Consider the following 10,236-nt stretch of genomic DNA (forward strand, 5'->3'; position numbering starts at 1 on the left):
CAGTGGTTAGTGATTAGGTCATCCAGGCTGATTGTCATTCTGGGCTTGACCCGGAATCAGCTTTTTCCGGCATCAGCTTTTTTATCCTCATAAAGTAGTCCGAATCGTAGACCCGCTGTACTAATCTTAAATGTTTCGACGCGGAGTTTTTCCAGGAGCGACTTCAGCCAGAACAGCCCGCAAATAATGACTTCGTGGCGGCCGTTTTCAAGGCCCGGAAGCATGGCGCGGAGTTCCTTGGACAAGTTGGAGATTCGCGTCGTGACGGCATCCAGGTCGCTAATGGAAAGTTCCAGGCCTTCGATGGCCTTGTAGTCGAACTGCTGCTTGTTCAGGTAAACCATGGCAAGCGCCGTGCCCGTGCCACCAATCAGGTACACCGGCTTCTTGGTCATTCCCTTGAAGCTGACTTCCTTGAAGGTCTCCTTCACGAATTTCTTGTATTCCGGGCCAGGGATCGGGCCCATCGCCTTGAACATCTTGAGGGCGCCCACCGGAATCGAGAACGTGTTGTCGCCGTTGCTGAGTTCCGTGGAACCGCCTCCGATGTCGATCGTCACGATACCTTCGCCGTGCCATTCCTTGACCGAGCGGTAGGTGAGCTTGCCTTCTTCTTCACCGCTGATGATTCTGGGTTTGACCCAGAGGGCTTTTTCGACGGCGGCAATCACTTCGTCCGGGTTTTCGGCGTTGCGCATGGCTTCGGTCATCACCGCGGCCTTGAGGTTTGCGCCCAGCGCGTGCAAGTCCATGCGGAACTTCGTCATGATCGCTTCGAGTTCCTTGATTCGCTTTTCGGTAATGGCGCCGTGTTCGTAAATGTCTTCGCCCAGTCGGCAGACTTCCACCTTCTGGAGCTTGGGTACCAGCACCCCCTCCTCAAACGCCGCAATCAAGAGAATGCAGCTGTGGCTCCCGATGTCGACCGTCGCTATCAGCTTGTTATCCATTCTGCGCCTCGTCGCCTGCGTCATGCGGCTCGCCGCCCTCTGTCATCCCGGCCTCCGTGCCTTCTGTCATCCCGGGCTCCGTGCCTTCTGTCATCCCGGGCTCGACCCGGGATCTCCTCTCGTTGTCCGAGGAGAGAACGCCGGACTTAATCTTCTCCGCGAGTTTTGCCGGGTTCATCAAGAATTCCTTGGCGAACGCAATGGCTTCTTCCACCACGGAATCTGGATGCTTTCCGCTCCAGCTGGCAACCAGCTCGCCCGAAGTGCTGCCTAGTTCCTTGCCCTCGCGAATCTCTTGGCCCATTTTTAAGGCGAGCAAAAGCCCGAGTTCAAAGGCGCGGGGCTCGCTTTTGCCTTCTAAAAGTTTTTCGACGCGCTCGATGCGCTGTTCAAAGGGAATGTTTTCGAGTTCAGCAAGGTCTTTTTCAGAAATCATAGCCCAAAAATAGAAAACGGCGCCTATGCATATATAAAAATGAACCCTGGAACGGGTCCAGGGTTCATTAACAAAGGAGAATCTGGAAGATTACTTCTTAGCAGCCGGCTTCTTTGCAGCGGGCTTCTTGGCAGCCGGCTTCTTAGCAGCGGGCTTCTTAGCGGCCGGCTTCTTCGCAGCAGCGGGCTTCTTAGCAACCGGCTTCTTGGCGGCGGGCTTCTTAGCAGCCGGCTTCTTTGCAGCGGGCTTCTTAGCAGCGGCCGGCTTCTTAGCGGCGGCGGGCTTCTTAGCAGCCGGCTTCTTTGCAGCAGCGGGCTTCTTAGCAGCGGCCGGCTTCTTAGCGGCAGCGGGTTTCTTAGCAGCGGGCTTCTTAGCAGCCGGCTTCTTTGCAGTCTTTGTAGTAGCCATTTTTTTCTTCCTTATGGTTATGTTGTGAATTAGCTGTGTATAAAATAACTTATTTTCACAAATAATCAACACCTTTTTCAAAAAAAATTAAAAAAAAGTTGTTTTTTTACAAAAAAAAGATTATGAAGTGATGCCCTTCACTTTCGAAAAATTGAATTTTTAATTTGTATGTAATTTGGAAATGCTTGTTACTCAACGCGTTAGGTTTCTTTCGCGCGAATTTTTCTTGTTGACGAGAAAAAAAGAGATCCCGGAGCTTCGCCCGGGATGACATGGTCAACGTTACAAAGACGACGCCGACGTTACAATTAGAGTGAGTTCACGCTCTCGATGTACTTCTTGAAGCCTTCGACACCTAGGCTGTACATGTCGACGAACTTCGTTGCAAACGGTGGCAGCTTGCGCTGGTGCATACCCAGGGCGTCGTGCATCACGAGCACTTGCCCGTCTGTAAACTTTCCGCCGCCAATACCGATCGTCACCGCGTTCACCATGCCGGTAATTTTGGTGCCGAGCTCTTCGGGAATGTGTTCCAGCACCATCTCGAAACAACCCAGGCTGTCTACGTACTTGGCAGCCTCGATGATTGCGGCCGCTTCTTCTTCGGTACGGCCCTTCTGCTTGAAGTTTTCGGCCGTCTGCGGCAAAAGTCCGAGGTGAGCGCAAATGGGAATGTCGTGGCTCAGCAAGTATTCGTGCACGCCAGCGGGGGTACCCTCGATTTTTACGCAAGAAGCACCCACGTCCATAAAGCGGCGCGCATTATCGTATGCTGTCTGCGGATCCTTATCGCTCAAATAGGGCATGTCGGCCACCACGTGGGTATTGGGGGCGCCGCGGCAAACCGCAGCCACAAAAATCAGCATCTCGTTCATGCCGATTTCGCGGGTACTCTTGTAGCCGAGCATGGTGTTAGCAAGACTGTCGCCTACCAGAATCTGGTCTACGCCTGCCGCCTCTGCCATCTGGGCAAAAGCGTAATCGTAGGCGGTAATCATCGAAACTTTTTCGCCCTTAGCTTTCTTGTTCTTTATGTCGATTGGGCTGAGCATAACTTACGAACCTCCTGTAGCCATGAAAGGGAATGGATTTCTTTCAGGAATCCGATGTGATTGCGCAGATAAGATAGCAAAGCGTTCTCCACAAAAACGCGACCCGTGAGCTTTTGTGGAGCCTGCTCGGGGTTGTTTTGCGCTAAATTCAGTTCCCAGAGCCCCTGCAACGTCTCTGCGCGGGCACGTGCGCTCTGTACACCCTGGCAATGCCTGCAAATGAGTGCGCCCGATTCCGGGAAAAAGTCCGCCGCAGGTTCCGTGAGCACCTTTTCGCAGCGGCTGCACACGCCAAGTTCCAGGTGGTAGCCCCACAAGTCGCAAATATTCAACAACCAGCGGCTGAATACCGAGTCGGCACTCGTGTTGCCCGGCGTAACAGCAGAGTCGCTCGTGGTGCCTGTGGGGGAGTCGAACTCCGCAAGCGCCTGCTTTAGCAAGGCGAATTCTTCGGGAATCGGGGTGGCCGGCGGCGCATACCGCAACACGATCTCTGCCATCACCTGCGCAACCGCCAGGTTCAACAGGGAATTCCGCAGCTCGCCGTGCCAGTCGATAATCGACGCCTCTTTAATAAACTGCAACTCGGCATTCGGGTTCTGCCGGAACACCACCTCCGAAAGCGCCAGCGGGTCGAGCGCCCCCTTGAAGGGCGACTCCTTGCGCTTTGCCCCCTTGATAATAAAACTCACCACGCCGCACTCTTCCGTGAGCGCTTTCACGATAAAGCTCGAGTCGCTGTACGCAAACCGGTGCAGAACTATCGCCTGAGTTTTGACCATTTGTTGCAGAAATGTCTTCCCGGGCTTGACCCGGGACCTCCTCTCCTAACCGAGAAAAAAGAATGCTTTTTCAGCAGACACAAGAGGAGATCCCGCATCTATGTGCGGGATGACAGCTGGCGGTTGATTTACTTTGCCGGGAACGGGGGCCAGCCCATGACCTGGCCGCCGAGCACGTGCAGGTGGATGTGGAACACCGTCTGGCCCGCGTCGGCCTTGCAGTTGAACACAAAACGTGCACCCGATTCTTCGATACCGAGGTCCTTCGCGATCAGCTGGGCGCGGTAAAGCATCTTGCCCACCAGTTCGCAGTCGGTCGGCTGCATATCCATGATGGTCGAAATGTGGCGCTTGGGCACTACCAGAAAGTGCACCGGGGCCTGCGGGGCAATGTCGTAGAAGGCGAACACGTCGTCGTCTTCGTAGATTTTCTTGGAAGGGATTTCTCCCTTGATGATTTTGCAGAAAAGACAGTTTTCACTCATAGTGACTATAAAGTAGTAAAAAGAAAGGCCGCCCGTTTTTTGGAGCGGGCGGCCAGCGGAGGGTAGAAGGGTTAGGGGGGGGGGCTATCGGGCTATTGATTCTTTGCAACCGGCCATTCCCATTGTTGAAAAACATACTCCTTGACGACTGAGCAATGCTTTTCGGTATGTGTCGTGTTGTCCTCCCAAAAAGACCTCAAGAGAATGGCTGTTGGAGTCTAAATTAGTCCAAATCATTTTCATAGCAATTCGTGTGTTGTCTTTTCCTTTTGCCGCGCCATCATAAGTCATAAAGCGACTTTTGAATATAGGGGTGTTGGGATACGTTCGATAATAACCTTTTCCCGGGTCGGCCGTGTTCTCGACGGCGGTATATGTTGTGGGTTTGTAAGTTTTGTAGTTTTTATGTTCGTCTCTATCTGCAACAATGTCTGCAATAGCGCCAAAACCGGCGTCTTTTAAGGCTGTGTTCCAAAAGCCTGCCGAATACATCAGACCACACATGTTATGATTTTTCATGGTGCCATGTGTTCCTTGGTAGCTAGTGGGCATGGATTCGTTTAATTCCATGATAAAATAAGAAACCCCCTTTTGGTCCGTGAGCCATTTATTTAGATTGCTGACACTAATTGTATCGCAGTCTTTTCCATGTTTACCTTCTTGCATGTTGTGGACATCGCCTTCGTATAATGCGCGATTTACAGCATCACGGAGGTAATAGAGCTTCAATAAATCCATTTTTTGTTTCGTTTTTTCAATAAAATCTGTAAGCTTCGGTATAGCCACGCCCGAAAGCAGGTTGACGATAATAATAACGACCATCAATTCAACAAGCGTAAAGCCGCCCTTCCAGTGGTTTTTGGATGCTCCCTTTGGTGGCTGCAGCGAGCAGAACTCGCGAATATTGTTTAATACCTTAGTCAGCATAAGATTACCCCTTCTTGAGGTTCCATGCTGTAAATATAAAACAAAAATTTACACGAGTCTATGATTTGTAACAATAATATGATTTTTTTCTTATTCCAAGTTGGAGTAAAAATATTAATAAGACGGCGTTTTTTTGCCGCTACATCTCAAAACCTGCATCCACCATGCATTTTTGCGCGAAACAGTTTGCTTCGTCTTCCTTTTCGGGGTGGTTGTGTGTGATTTCGATGTTTTGCAGGCAAATTCCCTTCTTGCCATGATAAAGCACATGCGCAAGTTCGTGGAAGAATGTGAACCACATGGTCGCACGGTCCTTGAAACGGTCATGCAACTGGATTAGCGGAACATCCTTGTACCAGCGGTACATGCCGTGAATCGGCGCGCACTTGAAGTTCTGCACGAACAGTACGCGGATTCCGATTTTGCGGCACAGTTCCTGCAGGCCCGTCATGCAGTCGTCCACCACTTCGGCTTCCGGCGTCCAGTAGGTGATTCTCTTTTCGTGCTTCGGTAAAGTCTTGTTCGCCGCGGCAAATGCGATGATTTCGGGGAGAGCAACTTTTAGGCGCTTGCGCACAGGAATCTGTTCCTGCTTTTCCATCGGGTCCAGGTCCGCAAGAATTTCGCCACGACGAATCCACGCCGAAGTCGCATACGGATCCTTGACCTCGGCCAGCGAGATACGGAAAGCCACCTTAAGCTTAGCATCCTTGTAGTAACCGTCCCACGCCTGCGGAGACGCCACCGCGAAGAACTTGAGGAGCGAAAGTCCCGATTTGTCGTCACCCTCGATTTTACCGCGCCGCACCCAACCGCGCACGTCTAGTTCTTCGGGGAAAGACTTTCTCCAGAGAGGCTGGTTGTCAAGGGAGGCTTTGACATATTCGCGGGCAAGGTACTCATCGTACGCAATTTGACGGCGCAGCCAGAAGCTCGCAGGAATTTCGGTTATTACCTCAAGCGAAAACGCCACTTCCGGCGTTATACGGCAATTGCCCTGCAAAATATCGTTCACTGCCTTGGGGGTGTAGCCCATACGCGCAGCCAAATCGTTGGCGTCAAGGCCCATTTCTTCAAGCTTTTCCGACAGAGTTCTGCCTGGCGGAGTCACATAAGCCAATTCATCACATCTATATACCTGCATAAACGCTCCTACTTGTGATAATCTACAATTTCTAGAATAGAAATTGTAGTTTCGACAATCAATCCAACAATATTTCCAGCACTATTCATAACCGGCTTAAAGATAAGCCGATACGGATGGTCCAAATCGCACGCCCATTGTCCAGCGCGATTGCCTACCAACTCGTGGTATCGTCCAGGAACATTCTTTAAGGAGTCCAGATCAGCGGCGCCCTGAAGGTCGTTTATCCTATCCAAATAAATCTCCGCACGACGTTGCCCCATTTTCCTCACTGCATAGGCCTTGTCACCTGCGCAGCGAGCCAATTCTTTATCTGCATATACTACTTGCACCCACCACCTCATTATTTTAATACACTTATAATATACATTAAAATTTTAAATAAATCAATAGGTATATCATTTTTATAAAATATTTTATATATTTTGGAGAAAGGAAATTAATCATCATTGGCCCCGGAAAAGGAGGCCAACCAGAGGCAAAATGAGCCAAACATCCAAAATTATTCCATTAAACATTGTATACTCCTATCCCGTTCATTGGGACTCATTCCACATTTTACGGGATTATGTTCAGAATTTTTACGACTCGGTTCCCGTTGATCAATGGTCGCAACGCTTTCAGTACGAATTCTGCGACGGGACATTGGCGATGCGCATCGAGAACACAACTTTCAGTTACGAATGGCTTTTGCATATCGGAGCATCAACAAAAACCAGCTCTACAGAAAAACATGCAGGCTATTTCGGTGAAGGTTTCAAAATAGCCTCCCTATGTGCATTGCGCGACAAGAATTGGACAATACAAATGCGTTCCGGCAACTGGAGTCTCAACGTGATTTGTACAAACCAAACAATAGATGGTCAAACGGTAAAAATGCTCGCATACGACGTATCTGAAACAACCGCCCCTAACCAAAAGAGCGAGCTCATTTTACAGGGCGTTTCCGAAGATGATTTTACACTTTTTAAGACCGTCCTAAAATGCTTTTACTATCCCGAAAACGAACTCCTAGGAGAAAAGATTTGGGAAGATTCAGAAGGCGCCGTCTATACACGCAGTAAAGCAGAATACGAGATAAAACTTCCATATAATTACGACTATGGACGAAAGGGAATTGTATTTTGCGGCTACCAATTAAGAGGATCAAACCCATTTGACTTGGTAATCTGTTTACATGATTTTGAGCAGAATGACCGAGAACGCGACAACTTGTTGAACATGGAGGTTGTCACGATATTCAAAAGAATCAGCGTCCATTTAACAGCCGCTGCGTCTATTCGTATGTTAGAAAAAATGCGTCGCGTTTGGCTCTCCAATAGAACAAAAAGATTTGATTTTGAAAATTGGAGCCCCGTATTACAACGGCTATTGCTTAACATATTGTACTCATCCAATTGCTGCTCAGAATTCAAGCAGAAATATCCGAATCTCCTGTTTCTTGAACCCAAACTAAATCGTTTGCAAATGAATTTACGGCAAGAAGCAAGAAGTTGGTACAATAATTACCGCGACAAATACACCCTAGTCGGGGAACCTTTTTCTGTATTGGGCTACCCGTCTCTTGAAGACGAGTGTAGGCGCAATGGAGGACTTGTCATAGACAAAAATGTTGCTCCTGGAATAGAAAGTAACTGTTTCACGATTCTTGAAGATGTCTGCAAACAAATGTTTAATGGCTTTTTTATCGCGGATCCTTGGCCACAGCACAAGGTTATAACAAATCCCAAAGCTACATATCACGGAATGGCTACCCTAAGGAAAAACAAGCGAAAACAGAGTAATGCACATCACCTTTGTGTCAGGAATAAAATTGAATGCGTCTATCTAAAGCGAACAATTTTTGAATCGGATAAATTCTATGACGGTTTGTCCACCTATGTCCATGAGATGTGTCATATGTTCGGAGGCGATTCCTCTGAAAATTTCAGTCTTGGACTTACTCTAGCCATGGAAATTCTCTTGCAGAATACGACCATAGTTGAATCGGCACATGAAAAATGGAAACAACAATTTGCTAGCCAACAAAGAGTATAAATGAAACGAAAAAGAAAAATAGACCCTACACTAAGCTATGAAGAGGCTCACGCATTGGGCAAAGCCCAAGGGTCATTACAATATCGTTATGAATTAGCAGTAAAATGCAGAGATGCAAAAATAATTGACTTGCCTACGCTTGCCAAATGGACTGAACTTTCCATAAAAACAATTCTTGTACTTTAAAACAATAATTGTACCGAATCCGGTACAATTAAACGAATACAGCGACTTTGCACGGGAAAATCCGCTTACAATTGTGGCTTGTTTGTGATTGATCCCTTAATTTCTTTAATCACATACTGCGGGGAATCATTGATGTAGATGTTTTTCTCTTTTTGTGCCAACCCCTCGATGACGCTCCACACGTTGTCGGGGCTGCAGTCGTTCACCAGCACAATCTCGTAACGGTAGCAGGGAATTACATCCACGACGAATCCATTAAAAAATCAAATAGACCAATGGTCAAAATACCCTTTTCGTCGTAATAAGGCTTTACGACATCTTTTACCACGATTATCTTCTTGAATCCGTCTGATACGCTTTCGAGAGATTTTGTTTCCTGCTCCCGTTTTTCTGCATCGCTCATTTCAAATGCAGACTGGATGTAGTAGCGTTGGCTACCCTTGTTTGCAACAAAGTCAATCTCGTAGTATGTTCGTTCAGTTACTGAACGTTTTTCAACTACACCCACATCGACATTAAAACCCCGATAACGCAGTTCGTTAAAAACGACATTTTCCATAATGTGGTTTTCTTCCATTTGTCTAAAGTTCAGGCGCGCATTACGCAACCCGACATCTTCGAAATAGAACTTATTCGGGGTTCCTATGTATTTCCGTCCTTTGACATTGTACCGGTTGGCCCTGCACAAGATAAATGCGTCTTCTAAATAAGAAATGTAATTGGCGATAGTCTGTTCGCTGACATCCGAATGATAAATGCTTTTGAAGGAACTGCTTAATTTATGAGGATTAGTCAACGAGCCGATGCTAGAGGCCAGTATGTTCACCAGGTCGTCTAGTTCAGCACTCTTCCGGATTTTATTCCTATCGATAATATCCTTGATGTAGGTTTCTTTAAAAAGACTCTTTAGATAAGTTGACTTTTGTTCGTCGGTTTTCAATAAGGGTACAAGCGGCAGCCCGCCATATGTAACATACTCGGCCCATCCATGGTATATATCGCCATCAAACGCCTGCATGTATTCGGAAAAACTAAACGGAAGGACGTGGATCTCATCCCCGCGTCCCCTGAACTCGGTCATCACATCAGTCGACAAAAATCTGGAATTGGAACCGGTTACATATATGTCGATATTGTGGTTCCGTAACAGCCCGTTTAACGCCCCGTATATGCGTAACGGCTTGTTCGGATGCTTCAATTCATCTTCGCTGATGGCGTACTGAATCTCATCCAGAAACAGGTAGTATTTTTGCGAAGGGTCAGGGGTTTTCTGTTGAATAAATTCCAGGAGTCGAGAGGGGTCTCGCAGTTCAGACAGTTTCTCGTCGTCCAGCGCGATGGAAATAATGGAGTCTCGCTCCACGCCCGCCTCTAAAAGGTAACCGTAAAAAAGTTCAAAAAGTAGATACGACTTTCCAGAACGACGAATGCCCGTGATAACTTTCACCAGCCCGTTTCCCATGCGGTTTTTTAGAGATTCTATGTACCTTGGTCTTTTTATTTTCATACTTAATATTTTTTTCTTAATTGCCTAATATGTACACTAATATAAACAAAAATTCCTATGAACGCAATAATTTGCGTAATATTTTTGACGTAAATGACAAAAATATAAAATAGCATCTCGGTTTTCTGACCATCACTGAAAAAGGTTGACACTTTTTAGGTGATTTTACTGACCGGGTTGACAGTTTCACTGTTTTGGTTTACACCATTTTCCCGGTACGACTGATCCGGTTTACAGTTCAACCGACTGGGTTGTCACCGCCGACCGGACCTCCTTCCTCCAAAGATATCTTTTTACCTGCCTCGCGACGTTCGCGTGGCGT

General features: G+C 47.6%; 13 protein-coding genes. 2 read left to right on the forward strand and 11 right to left on the reverse strand.

Going from position 1 to position 10,236, the window contains the following annotated elements; genetic code table 11:
• Positions 1-56: 56 nt before the first annotated feature.
• The 9 genes from BUC02_RS12955 to BUC02_RS12995 form a co-directional block, all read right to left on the reverse strand.
• Positions 57-950 (reverse strand): Ppx/GppA phosphatase family protein, encoded by an 894-nt coding sequence (locus tag BUC02_RS12955; protein ID WP_083564595.1) that lies wholly within the window; start codon positions 948-950, stop codon positions 57-59.
• Positions 943-1,386: a hypothetical protein gene (locus BUC02_RS12960; RefSeq protein ID WP_073323162.1), complete on the reverse strand. Its 444-nt coding sequence runs from the start codon at positions 1,384-1,386 to the stop codon at positions 943-945. The genes BUC02_RS12955 and BUC02_RS12960 overlap by 8 nt, the downstream gene beginning before the upstream one ends.
• Before the next feature lie 90 nt (positions 1,387-1,476).
• Positions 1,477-1,794, reverse strand: a complete 318-nt coding sequence (locus BUC02_RS12965; RefSeq protein ID WP_073323164.1) for a histone H1 — start codon at positions 1,792-1,794, stop codon at positions 1,477-1,479.
• A gap of 308 nt (positions 1,795-2,102) precedes the next feature.
• Positions 2,103-2,846 carry a 3-methyl-2-oxobutanoate hydroxymethyltransferase gene (gene panB / locus BUC02_RS12970; protein ID WP_073323166.1) on the reverse strand — a complete coding sequence of 248 codons (744 nt, stop codon included), beginning with the start codon at positions 2,844-2,846 and terminating at the stop codon, positions 2,103-2,105.
• Entirely contained in the window at positions 2,825-3,628 is an 804-nt protein-coding gene (recO, locus tag BUC02_RS12975; RefSeq protein ID WP_073323169.1) for a DNA repair protein RecO, read from the reverse strand. The genes panB and recO overlap by 22 nt, the downstream gene beginning before the upstream one ends.
• Positions 3,629-3,756: 128 nt before the next feature.
• Positions 3,757-4,113 (reverse strand): histidine triad nucleotide-binding protein, encoded by a 357-nt coding sequence (locus BUC02_RS12980; protein WP_073323171.1) that lies wholly within the window; start codon positions 4,111-4,113, stop codon positions 3,757-3,759.
• Positions 4,114-4,197: 84 nt separating this feature from the next.
• Complete coding sequence (locus BUC02_RS12985) at positions 4,198-5,040, reverse strand: pilin (RefSeq protein ID WP_073323173.1); 843 nt, start codon at positions 5,038-5,040, stop codon at positions 4,198-4,200.
• 139 nt (positions 5,041-5,179) lie between these two features.
• Positions 5,180-6,184 (reverse strand): HigA family addiction module antitoxin, encoded by a 1,005-nt coding sequence (locus BUC02_RS12990; RefSeq protein ID WP_073323175.1) that lies wholly within the window; start codon positions 6,182-6,184, stop codon positions 5,180-5,182.
• An 8-nt stretch (positions 6,185-6,192) separates the two neighbouring features.
• Entirely contained in the window at positions 6,193-6,516 is a 324-nt protein-coding gene (locus BUC02_RS12995; protein ID WP_073323197.1) for a type II toxin-antitoxin system RelE/ParE family toxin, read from the reverse strand.
• Positions 6,517-6,835: 319 nt separating this feature from the next.
• On the opposite strand from BUC02_RS12995, the gene BUC02_RS13000 reads away from it, so the two are divergent.
• Together BUC02_RS13000 and BUC02_RS13005 are read left to right on the forward strand one after the other, a co-directional pair.
• Entirely contained in the window at positions 6,836-8,221 is a 1,386-nt protein-coding gene (locus tag BUC02_RS13000) for a hypothetical protein (RefSeq protein ID WP_217653086.1), read from the forward strand.
• Positions 8,222-8,407, forward strand: a complete 186-nt coding sequence (locus BUC02_RS13005) for a hypothetical protein (protein ID WP_073056928.1) — start codon at positions 8,222-8,224, stop codon at positions 8,405-8,407. It begins immediately after the preceding gene.
• Between the two features lie 65 nt (positions 8,408-8,472).
• Here the strand turns inward: BUC02_RS13005 and BUC02_RS13010 are convergent, their stop codons facing one another.
• Together BUC02_RS13010 and BUC02_RS13015 are read right to left on the reverse strand one after the other, a co-directional pair.
• On the reverse strand, positions 8,473-8,652 hold the full coding sequence (locus tag BUC02_RS13010; protein ID WP_073323179.1) for a glycosyltransferase: 180 nt from the start codon (positions 8,650-8,652) through the stop codon (positions 8,473-8,475).
• A complete protein-coding gene (locus BUC02_RS13015; RefSeq protein ID WP_073323181.1) occupies positions 8,643-9,914 on the reverse strand; it encodes an ATP-binding protein in 1,272 nt (423 codons plus the stop codon). Before BUC02_RS13015 ends, BUC02_RS13010 begins: the two co-directional genes overlap by 10 nt.
• Between the last annotated feature and the right edge of the window lie 322 nt (positions 9,915-10,236).

The organism is Fibrobacter sp. UWOV1, assembly GCF_900142495.1.
Taxonomy (GTDB): domain Bacteria; phylum Fibrobacterota; class Fibrobacteria; order Fibrobacterales; family Fibrobacteraceae; genus Fibrobacter.